Source organism: Diplocloster modestus (assembly GCF_019042245.1).
Taxonomy (GTDB): Bacteria; Bacillota; Clostridia; order Lachnospirales; family Lachnospiraceae; genus Diplocloster; species Diplocloster modestus.
This window is the reverse complement of sequence record NZ_JAHQCX010000028.1, coordinates 48,111-64,520: the sequence shown is the minus strand read 5'-3', so window position 1 is coordinate 64,520 and position 16,410 is coordinate 48,111. Positions and strand designations below refer to the sequence as shown.

General features: G+C 49.9%; 12 protein-coding genes. 10 read left to right on the top strand and 2 right to left on the bottom strand.

What is annotated here, in order from left to right; all coding sequences use genetic code 11:
* Positions 1 to 580: 580 nt before the first annotated feature.
* Entirely contained in the window at positions 581 to 1,453 is an 873-nt protein-coding gene (locus KTH90_RS24180; protein WP_158355516.1) for an SDR family oxidoreductase, read from the bottom strand.
* A gap of 138 nt (positions 1,454 to 1,591) precedes the next feature.
* Positions 1,592 to 2,533, bottom strand: a complete 942-nt coding sequence (locus KTH90_RS24175) for a ribokinase (RefSeq protein WP_238727574.1) — start codon at positions 2,531 to 2,533, stop codon at positions 1,592 to 1,594.
* Positions 2,534 to 2,892: 359 nt separating this feature from the next.
* Here KTH90_RS24175 and KTH90_RS24170 point away from each other — a divergent pair, with 359 nt between their 5' ends.
* The 10 genes from KTH90_RS24170 (at position 2,893) to KTH90_RS24125 (ending at position 16,374) form a co-directional block, all read left to right on the top strand.
* Positions 2,893 to 4,053, top strand: coding sequence for a sugar ABC transporter substrate-binding protein (locus KTH90_RS24170; protein WP_158355518.1), 1,161 nt, complete (start codon positions 2,893 to 2,895; stop codon positions 4,051 to 4,053).
* A 200-nt stretch (positions 4,054 to 4,253) separates the two neighbouring features.
* The gene (locus KTH90_RS24165; RefSeq protein ID WP_158355519.1) at positions 4,254 to 5,756 is read left to right on the top strand and encodes a sugar ABC transporter ATP-binding protein; all 1,503 of its coding nucleotides are present in this window, start codon (positions 4,254 to 4,256) and stop codon (positions 5,754 to 5,756) included.
* Positions 5,757 to 5,846: 90 nt separating this feature from the next.
* Complete coding sequence (locus tag KTH90_RS24160; protein WP_158355520.1) at positions 5,847 to 6,812, top strand: ABC transporter permease; 966 nt, start codon at positions 5,847 to 5,849, stop codon at positions 6,810 to 6,812.
* A 40-nt stretch (positions 6,813 to 6,852) separates the two neighbouring features.
* Positions 6,853 to 7,626, top strand: a complete 774-nt coding sequence (locus tag KTH90_RS24155) for a DeoR/GlpR family DNA-binding transcription regulator (protein WP_238727573.1) — start codon at positions 6,853 to 6,855, stop codon at positions 7,624 to 7,626.
* Positions 7,627 to 7,866: 240 nt separating this feature from the next.
* Complete coding sequence (locus KTH90_RS24150) at positions 7,867 to 9,693, top strand: acetate and sugar kinases/Hsc70/actin family protein (RefSeq protein WP_158355522.1); 1,827 nt, start codon at positions 7,867 to 7,869, stop codon at positions 9,691 to 9,693.
* A complete protein-coding gene (locus tag KTH90_RS24145; RefSeq protein WP_158355523.1) occupies positions 9,690 to 10,364 on the top strand; it encodes a ribulose-phosphate 3-epimerase in 675 nt (224 codons plus the stop codon). The genes KTH90_RS24150 and KTH90_RS24145 overlap by 4 nt, the downstream gene beginning before the upstream one ends.
* Positions 10,365 to 10,427: 63 nt before the next feature.
* Positions 10,428 to 11,108 carry a deoxyribose-phosphate aldolase gene (gene deoC, locus KTH90_RS24140; RefSeq protein WP_158355524.1) on the top strand — a complete coding sequence of 227 codons (681 nt, stop codon included), beginning with the start codon at positions 10,428 to 10,430 and terminating at the stop codon, positions 11,106 to 11,108.
* Between the two features lie 808 nt (positions 11,109 to 11,916).
* The gene (locus KTH90_RS24135; protein WP_238727572.1) at positions 11,917 to 13,239 is read left to right on the top strand and encodes a sensor histidine kinase; all 1,323 of its coding nucleotides are present in this window, start codon (positions 11,917 to 11,919) and stop codon (positions 13,237 to 13,239) included.
* 10 nt (positions 13,240 to 13,249) lie between these two features.
* Entirely contained in the window at positions 13,250 to 14,227 is a 978-nt protein-coding gene (locus tag KTH90_RS24130; protein ID WP_158355526.1) for a GerMN domain-containing protein, read from the top strand.
* On the top strand, positions 14,224 to 16,374 hold the full coding sequence (locus KTH90_RS24125) for a DNA internalization-related competence protein ComEC/Rec2 (RefSeq protein ID WP_158355527.1): 2,151 nt from the start codon (positions 14,224 to 14,226) through the stop codon (positions 16,372 to 16,374). Before KTH90_RS24130 ends, KTH90_RS24125 begins: the two co-directional genes overlap by 4 nt.
* The last annotated feature ends 36 nt before the right edge of the window (positions 16,375 to 16,410 follow it).

Sequence of the window (16,410 nt, the reverse complement as noted above, 5' to 3'; positions counted from 1 at the left end):
TCAGAGGCTCTTGCCCGTCGGACGTGAAGTCCGCCGTGCATCCTGAACCCGGCTTTCCGATTTCACTAAGCTGCTGCGCAGCCGCCCTATGCTCTCCCAGGGAGACGCAGCAGGCCCCCGGCACCAGACCGAATACCCGGGGGCCGCACGGTTTCTCTGCTGCATTGGTACAAAATTGAGGCGGAATGTAATGTTCTTTTTTACCAGTGTAGGTGCTGAAGGAGAAAGAGGACGCGGCGCCGTCGGATGTTCCCGCGCAGGGCCGGCTTAAGAACGGGAGGGGCTCCGGCGCATACACATGAGGGAAAGGCTGGGAAAATTACATTAGTTGGACTTACGGAGGGTTTCAAAAAGCCCCATTTTCCATCACACTGTTTGAGCCGTATTTTGGCGAGTTTGTGATGGAAAATGTAATAGGGGCTTTTTGAAACCCGTAGTTAGTCTAACTTATGTAATTTTACCGCCTTTCCCTCATGTGTATGCGCCAGAGCCCCTCCCGTTCTTAAGCCGGCCCTGCGCGGGAACATCCGACGGCGCCGCGTCCTCTTTCTCCTTCAGCACCGGCCCTTTAAAAAGAACATCACCGAATCATCCCAAATTCCCTCAGGCAGAGTTCCAGGGCGTCGTGGGTGTCGGTCCAGTACATGCCGGCCTGGTTGGCTTTGGTGGTGTCCAGGCGCACGTCACGGTTGTGGTCCAGATAATGGACGGTGTCCTCTTTAAGGAGCTGGTCCAGTTTGGAGTCCAGACCCAGGAGGTGCAGGATGTGTTTTACGGTGTCGTAGCGGCTCTCGTTATTGGTTGCTCCCATGTGATAGGTGCCGTAAGGGGCTTCGAAGAGCTTTTGGAAGTTGGCTATGGTTTCGTAGATGTAGCCCATGCCGCGGAATTCGTGGGGGGAGGCTATGATCTTCTCCTGGTTGCGCAGTTTGGTGAGGGTGTCCCAGAGGATTCCATTGGACATGTTTTTGTTGCGCTCGGGGAGGCCGAACATCCAGGTGAACCGCACGATCCAGAGTTCGTCCAGGATTTCTTTTAGCAGAGCCTCGGCTTCCAGTTTGTTGGCACCGTAGACGGTGTTGGGGACGGCAGTGTCTTCTTCATGGAAGGGGCCGCCGTTGGTGTTGCCGTTGAATACCTGTTCCGAGCTTAAGAAGATGAGCTGGGCGTGGGCCTTGCGGGCGGCTTCGGCTACGTGGAGGGCACCGTCTACATTGACTTTGCGGGCAATGTCCGGATGCTGGTTGCAAAAGTCAGTGACAGCTATGGCTCCGGCGTGTATGATGAGGTTTGGCTGAAAGGCGGAGGCGCAGTCCAGGACGGCCTGTCTGTCAGTAAAGTCCAGGTCGTCTTTGTCGGTGACCAGGAATTCGTAATCGTTTTTGTAATAGTCGGCCAGCCGGGAACAGAAGAAGCCTTTGCCACCGGTTAATAGGATTCGTTTTTTGCTCATGTGTACGTTCCTTTCTGGAAAGGATCCCGTATGTATGGACAGGGCAGGGGTGCGGGATCTCGGATATTTGTTTCTGCAGATTTGCTGCTTGCGTTTTTGAGCAATTATTTCTGCGGAAAGGTGATATGCTGGTGGGATTTACAGCCGGATACCGTGTTCGGCCAGGAAACTTAGAACACGTTCCAGAGGCTGTATGGAATTTTGGGCTCCCAAACCCATAGCGGTGAGGGCGCCGCAGGCGCTGCCGATTTTCAGGCAGGTCTCTATGGGGTAATTGTTGATTAGGCCGTAGGCCAGGCCGCCATGGAAGGAATCACCGGCGGCGGTGGTGTCGACGGCTTTGATTGGAAAGGCGTCTACACTGATGGAGACGGTGCCGTTGGAATAGAAGGCACCTTTTTCACCCATGGTTATGCACAGGTTGCGGACACCACGGTCGATGAACCAGCGAGCGGTCTGCTCTTTCCAGTATTCAATGGACATGTCTTTGCGCAGGATTCCGGTGTATACTTCACTTTCGGTTTCGTTGGGGGTGATAAAGTCGATAAGAGGATAGATCTCGTCGGGCAGGGGGATAGCGGGAGCAGGATTTAAAATCGTTACCGCTCCGAGGTCATGCGCGGCCTTCAGGCCGTATTGGACGGCATCCAGATTTAGCTCGGTCTGGGTCAAAAAGACTCCGGCGGAACCGATGGCTTCACTGGCGTCATCGATCATTTTTGGTGTGATGTGGTGATTCGCGCCGGGCGCATAGACCAGCATATTGTCACCGGCGGGGTCCAGGTATATGGAGGCGCAGCCTGTGCGGTGGTGGTCCGAATGATGAATGTAGCGGCAGTCGATGCCTTTATCCAGGAGGCCCTGGAAAACAGTTTTGCCCTGCATGTCATTACCTATTTGACCGATGAGACTGGTGGGCATGCCAAGTAACGAACTCTGAACGGATTGGTTCGCGCCCTTTCCGCCATTGAACATATCTACCGAACTGCCGCTCACTGTTTCGCCTTTGGCTGGAAGCTTATCTGCGGAAGCTACGATATCACAGTTGATACTTCCCAAAATTACAACATTCTTTTTCATCTTATTCTTTCCCTTCTCGTGAATTTTGTTGAATTCCATATAAATGAGTTAAAAGTTGGAATTCCAATTCCGTAATGTCAAAGGTATTATATAATAAATGAGGCATAAAAGCAAATGTTTTGGAAAATGCACAATACAGATAACTATTAAGCAAAGTTGGATGTACAAATTAACAAATGAATTGCTTGACAAATGATAATCCTGGTGGTAATATAACCATATCGATTGGAAATGCAATCTTAAATTCCAATATTAAAATAGAAAAAATTGGAAATCCAATGAAAATTGCTAAAAATTGGAATTTGGATGCATGAAAATCAGGGTAAACAACTATAAAAGAGTCCCAGGGAGGAACGGAAATGAAAAGAAAACTAGTTTCAGTCTTACTTGTATGCGCAATGGCAGTGACCATGGTTGCCGGCTGCGGCAGCAAAACGGAGGAGCCGGCTGAGGCACCGGCGGCAACACAGGCACCGGCGGCAAGCGAAGCGCCTGCGGCTACAGACAAACCGGAGGCCACCGAGGCACCGGCTGAATCTAAAGCACCTGCAGCGGCAAGCGGAGAATTTGTAAAGTATAATGACATTAAGGATGGTCTGGGGCCGATTCCCAAAACCGACAAAACTTTCCAGATCGGATTTACCGCAAAAGCACTGGAGAATGAGTTCTGGAGAATGGAAAAAGAAGGAGCCGAGGCTGCCGGCAAAGCTCTTAAAGAAGCCGGACTTGATATTACCATTACCGTAGCGGCGGCAAACGGCGAGTCTGACGTACAGGGCCAGGAAGCTGTTATGAAAGACATGATCAACAAGAAATACGATGGGATCATGGTTGCTCCGATCGCGGACACCAACCTGACGGCAGCCATCGAGGAAGCTGTAGAAGTCGGGATCCCGCTGATCTGTGTAAATGATAAAGATGCCAATGTGGATCTTCCGATCGTAGGCGCAGACCATAAGGATACAGCAGAACTGGCAGCAGAGTGGATCGCCACTAAGATCGGCGGCAAAGGCCAGATCGCAGTTGTCCAGGGCCTTCCCACAGCGGAAGCAGCCCGCCTTCGTACCGATTGCTTCGTGGATTACATAAAAGCAAACTATCCCGACATTGAAGTTGTGGCTACACAGAATGCAGACTGGGATCGTACAAAAGCGAAAGATGTATCCGCTACCATCCTGAAACAGTATCCGGATCTGAAGGCGATCTACGCAAACAATGACACCATGGCTATGGGCGTATTGGAATCTGTAAAAGAAGCGGATTTACTGGGCAAGTGTCTGGTAGTCGGCACCGATGGAACCAGCGAGGCATTGGATTCCGTAAAAGCCGGAGAATTAAGCGCAACCATCAATGATTTCCCGTTCTATCAGTCTCAGGTAGCAGCTGAGATGTTGGTACGGAAATTATCCGGACAGGATGTACCCGAGAAGATCTATTCTCCTCACGCTGTTGTTGATGCGGATAACTGCAACCTTTCAAACGAAGAAATCCTTGGATGGAAGGGCTTTACCGTTGAATAATCGGGTAGCTGAAAGCCAGGCGGTACATTGAGTATCCCATGACATATGCCCGCTGAGGCATAATGGGCTGTCGCACGGCAGGAAAAGGAAAGTGTGGCAGCCCATATTTTATTCAATAGGAAAGAACTACTGTTGAATAAATAAGAGTTTCACCTGCGGAATTCTTATTCCTATATAGAGAGAAGGGAAAGGCGGCGACCATGGATAAATATATAGAGTTCCAGCACATAACCAAAATTTTCCCGGGCCAGAAAGCTTTAGACGATGTCTCTTTTTCTGTAAAGCAGGGAGAGGTGCATGCGCTGCTTGGTGAAAACGGAGCGGGAAAATCCACGTTGCTGAACATTCTGCATGGAATGTTCCCGGCCACACAAGGTAAGGTTTTTATAGAAGGGGAAGAAGTAAAGTTTCGTAACGCGCTGGAAGCGATCAATTACGGAATTGCGAAAGTGCATCAGGAAATCAATATTATACCTGAATTAACAGTTGCCCAGAATATGATGCTGGGCGGGGAACCGACAAAGGGACCCTTGCTAAACAGAAAAAAGATGGAAAAAGAGACGCAGGAGCTCTTAGACCGGTTAGGCTGTGCATTTAACGCAGATGACAGGGTAGGTGCACTGTCCACCGGTAAAAAACAGATGATACAGATTGCAAAAGCGCTGTATATGAATGCCAAAGTCATATCATTTGACGAACCTACGTCCTCCCTAAGTAATTCAGAGGTCAAGACACTGTTTAAAATCATACGGGATCTGAAAGCACAGGGAATTACGATCCTTTATATCAGCCATAAAATGGATGAAATCTTTGAGATCTGTGACCGTGCCAGTATTCTGCGGGATGGAAAATATGTGACAACACTGGATATGAAAGAAACGACGGAGGAGGATCTGGTACAGAACATGGTGGGACGTGACGTATCCATGTTCGCCCAGAGGCTGAAGCCGTCCTGTGTAGATAAGAACAAAACAGTATTAAAGGTAGAGCATTTAAGCGGTCCCGCAGGGTTCGATGATATCAGCTTCGAACTTAAGAAAGGGGAGATCCTGGGATTTTTCGGACTGGTGGGCGCCATGCGTACAGAGGTTATGCGGGCGATTTTCGGGGCTGATAAGACGACCGGGGGAACCGTCATCTTTAACGGAAAAGCGCTGCCGCATAACCGGACTCCCAATACTGTGGTTAAGAGGGGAATCGGGCTGGTGTCCGAGAACCGGAAAGAAGAAGGGTTTGTGAAGAACTTTAACAATGCCGATAACATCGCCTTAGCCAGCCTTACCAAATATGTCAGGGGAATATTTGTAAAGGAAACATTAAAACAGAAAAATTCTGTGAAAGTAGGCGAAACGGTGGGACTGACCCCCAATGATCCGGAGTTCCTGACCGTCAGTCTGTCCGGCGGCAATGCCCAGAAGGTCATTCTGGCGAAATGGCTGTCCACAGATGTGGATGTCCTGATTATGGATGAGCCTACAAAAGGGATTGATATCGGAGCCAAAGCGGAGATCTACAAACTGATGGAGGAGATCGTAGCAGCGGGAAAATCCATTATCATGGTATCGTCCGAAATGACGGAAGTCATCGGTATGAGTGACCGGGTTCTGGTCATGAGAGAAGGAAAGCTGGTCGGCGAGTTAGACCGCTCTGAACTTGAGGAAGAGCGTATCATCACATATGCAGTGGGAGGTAGTCAAGGTTGAACAAAAAGGTATTCACCCATGTCTATATGTGCGGGGAAAATATTCACCCATACCTACATGTGCTGAAAAACGCACTAAAAGGAGGAAACCATGAAAAAGATCATAAAGAATAATTACCGGGAATTGAGCGTCATCGCGGCAATTGCCATCATGTTCATCATTTTCGGTATTCTGAATCCAATCTATATCTCTTCCAGTAATATCGTGGATATCCTGGATCAGGCCACGATCTACGGCCTGATGGGCATCGGAATGACAATGGTTATTATCACAGGAGGAATCGATCTGTCTGTAGGCTCCGTCCTGGCACTGTCCGGCTGTATTGTTGCCAATATGGCGGTAAAAGGGTTAAACCCGGTACTGTGTCTGATCGTAGGCTTGTTTGCAGGATTTGCATTCGGCCTGCTCAATGGTCTGCTGGTGTCCAAGATGAAACTCCAGCCGTTTATAGCCACCATGGGTACCATGTCTGTCTACAGAGGCGCTGCCTATATTATAACAGAAGGCTATCCGGTACTGGGTGTACCCGATTCGTTTCGGAACATCCTGAACATCAAAATTGTGGGCGGTATCCGAATTTCCGTTCTGGTATTTATCGCATTTGCAGTCCTTATCTATATTTTACTGCGCAAGACCCGTCTTGGTACATACATCTATGCGATTGGCGGAAATATGGAAGCGGCCAGGCTTTCCGGCGTGCGTGTGGAGCTGACACAGACCATGGCTTATGCGATTGGAATGCTGGGAACCGCATTAGCCGGCCTGATCCAGGTAGCTAAGCTGGGAACCGGAGACCCTACCACAGGCAACGGCTGGGAGCTGAACGCCATCGCCGCCGCCGCGATCGGCGGAACCAGTATGGCGGGCGGACGAGGCAACGCGCTGGGCACGGTTCTTGGAGCCATTCTCTTCTCTGGTCTGAAGGTTGGTCTGATCGTACTCAACGTCAATACCTATTATCAGTACGTGGCAACCGGTTTGGTTATCATAATAGCCGCATATTTGGAAATATTCCAGGGCGCTATCGCTTCCAGAAAGAAGAAAAAAGTAGTATAATATACTATACTATATTTCATGATTGTACGGGAGGATAAGGATGTCCAAAGATAAGAGATTATGTGAACGGCGGAATAAAATATTGGAGGCTTTATCCTCCCGGCACACGCTGCTGGTGAGTGATCTGGTAGCGGAACTACAGGTGTCGAATGAGACGATCCGAAAGGATCTGATCGAGATGGAAAATCAGGGTATGGTAGAGCGTAAGCACGGCAGGGTGAATCTGCTGATTAACTACGTGGATGATCTGATGTACGTGCGGACCACCACCAACCAATCTGCAAAGGAGCGTATAGCGGCAGAGACGATCAAGCATCTGCCGGAAGGCAGTTCCGTCTTTGTGGGGCTGGACGTCGGGAATACCGTATGGCATGTGGCGAAACTTCTGGTCAGCGATCCGACGAAGATCGTCGTTACCAGTTCGCTGGATGCCGCCAATATCTATGCGGAGGCGGGAAATCCGAGGCTGTATTGTACAGGGGGCCAGCTGCGCGAGGTAGACCGCGGATTTTACGGCTATTGGTCATTGCAGAATCTAAAATCCATTCACATGTCCGTATGCGTTCTGGGGTCGGTAGGGATTGTCAACCGGGACGGAATCGGAGCTGTCTCCTTTGATGACAGGGACGCAAAGCTCCTCTACGCCAAAAACAGTGATATGCGGATCGCTATCTTTGACAGCACGAAGTGTGCACGGGGAACCCTGGTCGAAGGCCTTCCGTGGGAAGCCATTGATCTGGTGATCTCGGACACGGGTATGCCGGAGGCGGACCGGGAGCGTATTGAAGCGAAAACCAGATTGGTTCTTGTGTAGGACGAGCTTTTTGAAAGGGGCACCGGGAGCGTGGAGTCCGAAAAACGGACGGTTTTGCTAAGCGGCCGTTCTCCGGACTCCACGTTCCCTTTCCTGATGAATCAGGAACGAAGGTGTTAATAAAGCGTAATAAAACGGGAGCGGGCTGCCCCGGAGCCGGTCCTGACGTCAGCCCGCTCCGGACCTCAATAACAAATCCCCCCATAAAGAAACACACAGGGGAAAGAAGGGATAAGTCACATGGAAGATCAAATGCGGAAAGGGGCCGCCCCCATTTACATATCGGATTTACAGCTGAAAATAGCAGAACTTCCGGACAAAGACAGACAGGTAATACGCTTGCTGCTGCTGGTGGATGAGCGGGGCCGGTACCGTGAATTGAGCTTTCAGTTTCCAAAAGGGAAAGAACTTTTGGAAGATGCCGGGCTTTATGAAAAATATCTGCTGGCGATGATCAACAATCTGCTGGTATCCTTCGGCGGGGCGCTGTTGAAAGTGTATTTTGACCTGGGTGATAAGAACCTGGCGGATATGGCTGCACGGGTTTTGGGCAGGTTTCAGGCAGATAATGTAAGAAATGACAGAACCGGCTATGGAGTATATCTGAATTATATAAATCGGATGAATGTGTTTCTGGGCCTGGAAAAATTCCGTATGGAGGTCTGTGCGCTGGAGGATTGGCCCGACCTAAGTGAGATGGAGCAGTATTTCATTTATTTGCCGGAGGATGGCAGGAAGGAACAGGATCTATTGCGACGGTCGGCTGCTGAGATGGATGGCAGGACTTTCTGCTCCCTGGATGTGGGGGGGAATTCGATCAAAGGCGCCGTGGTTCAGAACGGAAAAGTCATAGTGCTGAAAGAATATCAGTGGTATCCCACGGGACATAAAGTGGCGGAAGAGATGAATGCGCCCATGATCCTGATGGTGCGTTTTTTAAGCGCCTGCACGGGTCTGCTGGAAGAAGAAGGAACCCTTGACAGGATACGGGAAACATTTGAAAATCAAATGCCCTATCATCAATTATTAAAATGGACGGAAAAACTGGAAGAAGAGGGAATCCGCACGGAAGAGCGGTTTGACTCTGTCGTGATCGGTTTCCCGGACATTGTCGTACATAATAAAATAGCCGGCGGCGAGTCTTTCAAACAATTGGGACTTAAAAATAACCCGGAAACGGATTATGAGATTGAATTCTTTAAGACTTCAGAAATTGACCTCATGGTAGCCGGATATGTGAAAAAGGGCGCGCCGGTAGTAGTACTGAACGACGGTAATGCGGCATCCTACATTACCAGTGTCGAACAGGCATTTTCAGCGGAGAATTTTATAGAAGCTTATGGCATGTTCGCCAACACCATCGGAACAGAGATGGGTACCGGGTTCATATCCAGAGCCGGGACGATCCAGCATATCCCGCTGGAAGGCTATCAGCATGTGATCGACCTGGGAAATGAAGCTTATGCGGCTTATCCGGCGGCTGACATCCGAAGCGTCTGCAGTATGAATACAGGAATACCCGGAACCATTCAAAAATATATTTCCCAGCTGGGCTTATTTCGTATGGCAGTTACTGCGCTCTATGAAGCCCAGGACCCGCTTTACGGCCGCTTGCTCGAAGAGGGGTTGATCACCTATGATCCGGGGCAGGACAGAATGATGACAGTCACGGCACCAAAGGATCGAAGGGGGCAGCTCACCAGACGTCTAATAGCTCAGCTGGATGAAAAAACACCGGCGGTCGAGGAAGCCTTCCGTGTCATGGGTAAGGCCCTGGGTGTGCTGATCGACCAGGATAAAATGATATTTCCGGAGATCGTCACCACACGGCTGTTAAGCGGTGGAATTATCGCGAACAACCGGGCCTACGAGCTGCTGTCGGAAGGTCTGCATGCGCATAATCCCGCATACAACGTCATGCGGCTGGACGAAGAGACGATGTACTCGCCGCTGTTGAAAAGTATTCGTCCGGATCAGAGAAACTTTAACGTAGCAATAGGAAGCGCCTATATTGGCAACCGTTTCCTGATGGAGCATATGGAAGACATGGAGGAATCACATACATGAAGAACAATTACATCTTAGGGGGATCTGTCTCCTGTTTTGATCTCTACAATCTGGAGCGCCAATTTAAGGAAATCCATGAGGCGCCCATTGATTTCATGCACTATGACGTGGTGGACGGCAGATTTAACCAGTGTCTGATCCTGGGGCTTCCCACCCTGCAGATGATGCGCCCTCATACCGAGCTGCCCATCGAAGTTCATCTGGCGGTCTATGAGCCGGAGTTGTACATAGCCCAATTCATCGAAGCAGGAGCAGACATTATAACCATACATCCGGAGGGAACAAAAGACCTGATGGAAGCCTTCCGCTATATCCGCAAACTGGGAGCAAAGCCGGCCCTGGCGCTGCGAAGTGAGACCATAGCTACCGAAGACATGCTGCCGGCTATGGAAGAAGCTGAGTACATCATCAAGCTGACAGTAAATCCCGGGTTTTCCGGCCAGAAAATACAGCCGGCCGCCTTTGAAAAGATGTCGGCTCTGCGCGGGATGCTGGACGCACACGGCATTGATACAAAGATCGTTGCCGACGGTAATGTAAATACAGAAACCATCCCCACCCTGGTAAAGCACGGCGCCGGCATGCTGATCGGAGGAACCTCCGGCCTTTTCCTGAAAGGCAGATCTGTAAAAGAATGCGCTCAGGCCATGCTCGACGCCATGAAGCAATAATTCAAACGCAACACCAGAAACCCAATAACCAATTATAGAATATAGAAAGCAGGTTTATAAACAATGGAAATAAACAGATATCTGGATCATGCAATCCTGAACCCGGAAATGACAATAGAAGAAGTGAAAGCATCCATCGCAGAAGCTATCCACTATGAGACCAAGACCGTATGTGTCAGAGGCTGCGACATCAAAATGGCAGTTGAAATGTGCCAGGGAACCAACACAGAAGTCTGCTGTGTACTGGACTTCCCTCACGGCCATGGTGGAAAGGAAGCCAAAGCTGCCCTGGCCGACATCTATACGAAACAGGGGGCCGTAGAAGTGGACATGGTAATGAATTACGGATTCGCCCGTTCCGGAGCCTGGGACAAAGTAGAAGAAGAAATCGAGGCAGTCACGAAGGCTGCCCACCAAAACGGCGCCATAGTTAAAGTAATCCTGGAAACCAGCCAGCTCACCCAGGACCAGATTGCCGAAGCCACCGAGTGCAGCATTCGTGCTCACGCTGACTTTGTAAAAACCTCCACCGGTTTTCACGGCGAAGGCGCTACCGTAGAAGCGGTCCAGACCATGCTGGACACCGCTCGCGGCAGAATCAAAGTAAAACCCTCAGGCGGAATCCGCAACCTGGAGACAGCCCTCAAATATGTAGAGATGGGTGTCGACCGGCTGGGCGTAGGCTGTAATTCGACCCGTGTTATCTGCGGGGGAGGAGAAGCTGACGATTCCGTAGGGTATTAGGAAAACTGAAGGGGAACTAAAGGGCCGGAAGGGCAAGGTTCTGGAGGTGCGTCCCGTTCTGGCCGGACAGTCTCCCCAGGAAGGCTGCCCGGCCAGAACGGGGCGCTCCTCCAGAACCTTGCCCTTCCTGCTTATCAGCCGGCCATGAGTTTTTAGTAACTTATAAATGATTTTCTGCACAAAATGGCAAAAATTTGGTTCCGGTGAATCCGGGTTAGGTACCATTCACGCTAATACGGTCGGGTTGTTGGGCTTGAGGGGGCGGAGCGGAAAGCCGGGGGATTTGGGGCGGCCTTTTCCTCTGCCGTCGGGGCGGGATCTCTTCGGGGACAGGAAACATTGAGAGGTCTTTGAAATTTCTTATAGGGCAGGATTTTTGCCAAGTCAGGGGCCACGCACTGTCTGAGCGGATGCGAGTTTGCGCGGCCCCTGACTGTCCTGGCAAAAATGCTGGCCTATTTAGAAATTCAAAGGTTCCTCGAAGTTTCCTGCCCCCGAAGAGATCCCGCCCCGACGGCAGAGGAAAAGGCCGCCCCAAATCCCCCGGCTTTCCGCTCCGCCCCCTCAAGCATTATCACCCAAATTCCCCCGGCAAAAGTATTTGACCAGCCAGTATAATCATGGTAAAATAAATGGGAATTAAAAAGGCGGGAGGCTCGGGATCCGGGTCTCCTGTTAGATTAAGGAGTGGGTACCCATTTCCAGATTGAAGTTTGGTGCGAAAATATTCCGCAGCCTTCGGGTGCGGATTTTCCTGTTTCTGCTGGCGGTTGGAATTATTCCCTGCATTATTTTGAGGAACGGGATTTTGAACAGCTATGAGGACAGGGCTGTTTCGGTGCGCGGGATGGACGTGCAGAATCAGCTGATGATATTGAGTAATCAGTTGATCTCGTCAGATTATATGCTGGATCAGTCGTCGGAAGTGATCAATGGGCAGTTGGATCAGCTGTCGAATATGTACGATGGACGGATCTTGATTACGGACCGGAATTTTAAGATTATTAAGGACACCTATGGGCTGGATGAGGCTAAAACCATTGTCTCTGAAGAAGTGTTTCGGTGCTTTAAGGGGGAGAATATCGTTAATTATGATCCCGATAATCACTACATAGAGCTGACCGTTCCGATTAAGGATCAGACCAGTAAAGAGGTGATCGGGGTGATGATAACCAGTGTGTCTACGGACAGTATCATGGACAACCTGGATGTACTGGGGAGCAAATCGCTGGTGCTGGTGATCGCGATTTCAGCAGTGATCCTCATGATCGCGGTGTATCTGGCCAGCTTTTTTGTGAGGCCGTTCAGTCAGGTAACCCACTCGATCGAAGAGGTGAGCGAGGGATATGGGGATGAGAATAAACTGTCTATCCCGGGTTATGTGGAGACGGAGCAGCTGGCCGAAGCCTTTAACCGGATGCTGGCTCATATGAAGGTGCTGGATGACAGCCGGCAGGAATTTGTATCCAACGTGTCCCATGAGTTAAAGACACCCATTACCTCCATGAAGGTTCTGGCGGATTCGCTTCTGATGCAGGAGGATGTGCCGGTGGAGCTTTATAAGGAGTTTATGGGGGATATCGCCCAGGAGATCGACCGGGAGAGTCAGATTATATCCGACCTGCTGTCCTTGGTAAAGCTGGATAAGAAGGCGTCGGATCTGAATATAGCACCGGTAAATATCAATGAGATGCTGGAATCGATCCTGAAACGGCTAAGACCCATCGCGGCGCAGCGGAACATTGAGCTGGTATTTGAAAGCTTCCGTCCGGTGACCGCGGAGATCGATGAGGTGAAGCTAAGTCTCGCATTTTCCAATCTGGTGGAGAATGCGATCAAATATAACATTGACAACGGCTGGGTTCATGTTTCCCTCAATGCGGATCACAAATATTTCTATGTGAAGGTTTCGGATTCCGGAATGGGCATACCGGAGGAATCCGTAGAACATATCTTTGAGAGATTTTACCGTGTGGACAAATCACGATCCAGAGAAATCGGAGGAACCGGTCTGGGCCTTGCGATTACCCGCAGTGCGATCCTGATGCACCGGGGAGCCATCAAAGTGTACAGTAAAGAGAACGAAGGAACTACATTTACGGTGCGGGTACCGCTTAATTATATCGCTTAGGAGGGATAGAATGCAAAAAAAGGCTGGAATAATCGGTCTGCTGCTGATCATGGCTTTCCTCTTAAGTGCCTGCGGGGAGCAGGAGAGGGAAGCCGGTCAGAAGGCCGTGTTTTATGTAAATAAGGATGAGACGGCGTTGGTGCCGGAGCCCTTTGAGATCAAAGGTGAAGATACGTTAAAACTGGTGGAGGAACTGCTGGTGCAGCTGCAGAACGTACCCGAGGACGCGGAGTATAAGGCGGCTATACCTTCGGGTATCGTGATTGGACAGCCCACTATGGATGAAAATCAGCTGTACTTGGATTTCAGCGAGAATTATCATGAGATGTCCAGTATCCGGGAGGTCTTATGCAGGGCGGCTGTGGTGAGAACCCTGACCCAGGTACAGGGGGTCAAGAATATTACGTTTACGGTAAATGGCAATCCGCTTTTAGACGCCAATGCGAATCCGGTTGGAATTATGTCGGCGGACAGCTTTGTGGATAACCCCGGGGCGGAGATCAATGCCTATAAGCGGGCCACACTTACCTTATACTATGCCAACAAAAGCGGGGATAAGCTGGTGACGACCAAGCCGACGAAGACTTACAGCGGCAATATTTCCATGGAAAAGCTGATCGTGGAACAGCTGATCCAGGGACCGAAAGAAGGATCAAAGGCGTACACCACGATTCCTCCCGAGACTAAGATACTGGGTATTTCCACGAAAGACGGAACCTGTTATGTGAATCTGGACGAAAAATTTTTGGATAATCCATATGAGATATCTGACATGCTGCCGGTCTATTCCATCGTAAATTCTCTTACGGAGCTGTCCAATATCAGTAAGGTGCAGTTCTCCATTAACGGAAAGACGGATGTAAAATTCCGGGAGAGTATCAGTCTGGAATCACCGTTTGAGCGAAATCTGGACCTGATCGAGTCGCAGGACACCCTGATCAAGGACAGCCAGATGGATTCGTCAAAAGGGGTGACAAATAAAAAATGATAAAACGGCCAATGTGTCTGCTGGCGCTGGCCTTCGCATTGATTGTGCTGCTGGGTACTTATGGCAGGGAGAAGGAAGATCCTCCCTGCCCGGACGGTACCCGGGTTACGGTGCAGGGGCGTGTCTGCGGACGCGAAGAAAAAAACGACAAGTATCTGATCTATCTGAATCACACTTCCATTCTGGAAGAAAATCAAAAATTCCCATTACATAAATTAATAATATATCTCAAAGAAAATCCGTTTTGGAAAATCGGAAGTACGGTTCGCGTGTCGGGAACAATAAAGTGGCCTGAGCCTGCGGGGAATCCCGGACAGTTTGATGCGGCGGGTTATTATAAGATTATGAAAACAGACGGCTTTCTCTACGGGGAGGAAACTTTCCTGACAGACGGTGATTATAACCGTTATCTGGAGGGGATCACACAGATCCGCGAGCGGATGAGCAGATCCCTGGACCTGGTGCTGTTGGAAACCGACAGTCAGGTGCTAAGAGCCATGCTGCTGGGAGAAAAAGGACAGCTGGATGCGCAAATCAAAGAACGGTACCAGAGCGGCGGAATCAGCCATATCCTGGCCATTAGCGGGCTGCATATATCGATCATCGGCATGGCAGCTTTCGGTTTCCTCAGAAAGATCCGATGTCCGGTGCGGACGGCGGGAATTCTGTGTATCGCGCTGATGGGCAGTTATGTAGTGATGACCGGCCAGAGTGTGTCGGCTACCCGGGCACTATTGATGTTCAGCCTTATGATCGCCGGGAAAATATTGGGACGGACTTATGACCTGCGTACGGGGGCAGCCTTCGCGGCCATACTGATCCTGGCGGATAATCCGTACTATCTGTTTTATTCCGGTTTCCTCCTGTCCTTTGGCGCGGTCCTTGGAATCGCAGTGTTCATGCCTGTGTTAAAGGAGCTGCTTCCATGGAAGAATCCTGTGGCGGAGGGGTTGAAGGCAAGCCTTGCGGTACAGATTATGAGCATGCCGGTCCTTCTGTCATCCTTCTATGAATTTCCGTTATACTCTGTCCTTCTGAATCTCTGTGTAATACCTCTGATGTCTTTGGTTGTTTTCATGGGCCTGCTGGGCGGTTTTGCGGGCATGATAAATGTAGCGGCCGGCAGCTTCCTGGCCGCCCCCGTTCATTACATATTAGAATTCTATAATATTCTGTGTATCGGTTCGGAAAAACTCCCCTTCCATAATATCATAATCGGAAAGCCGTCCATTAACCGGATCATCCTATATTATGGGATTGGTCTGTTGATTCTGGTTCTATGGAAAAAAATAAGCCATAAAGGGCTGCGAAAGACACTGCCGGCCGTCCTGTTTTGTATCATGCTCTTGGTTCTGACCGGACGGGGCAATCCCGAATTTGAACTGGTGTCACTGGATGTCTCTCAGGGTGACGGTATATTTATACAGTCGCAGGGGCTTCATATGCTGGTGGATGCAGGAAGTTCCGATGTAAAAGAGGTAGGCAAATACCGGATCCTGCCATTCCTGAAATCACAGGGCATTCGAAAATTGGATTACGTGCTGATGACACATGCCGATGCCGACCATATCTCGGGAATCCGCGAACTGATGCAGCAGGATTATCCGATCCGCTGCCTTCTGCTGCCGGATATCGCTGGCCGGGACGAGCCTTATATGGAAATGATAAAATTAGCGGAGGATGCCGGGATAGAAGTGAGGATGATCGCTGAGGGAATGGAACTAAAGCAGGGGGGACTCTTTATCCATTGCCTGCATCCTTCTCGTGGATACCAGCCTTTGGATAGAAATGACGGATCTGTGGTACTGGCTGTACAATATGATCAGTTCCGATTCCTGCTTACCGGTGATTTGGGAGAAGAGGGAGAGGAACGGATCCTGAACGAGCTTTTACCGGTCGATATCTTAGAAGCAGGGCATCATGGTTCCAATACTTCCACAAGTATACAGTTCCTTGAGAAAACAATGCCGAAAGCGGCGTTAATCTCTTGTGGCGCCGGGAATTCCTACGGTCATCCGCATCAGGAGACACTAGACCGCCTGAACGCCATCGGGTGCCGTACATTTCTCACTATGCAAAGCGGTGCGATCACGGTCGGCATCAAAGATGGGAGCTTAAAGTTGGAAACTTTTCTTCAAAACCCTTAAAAATTATAGTATAATGGAATTCAGTTACATTCAAAC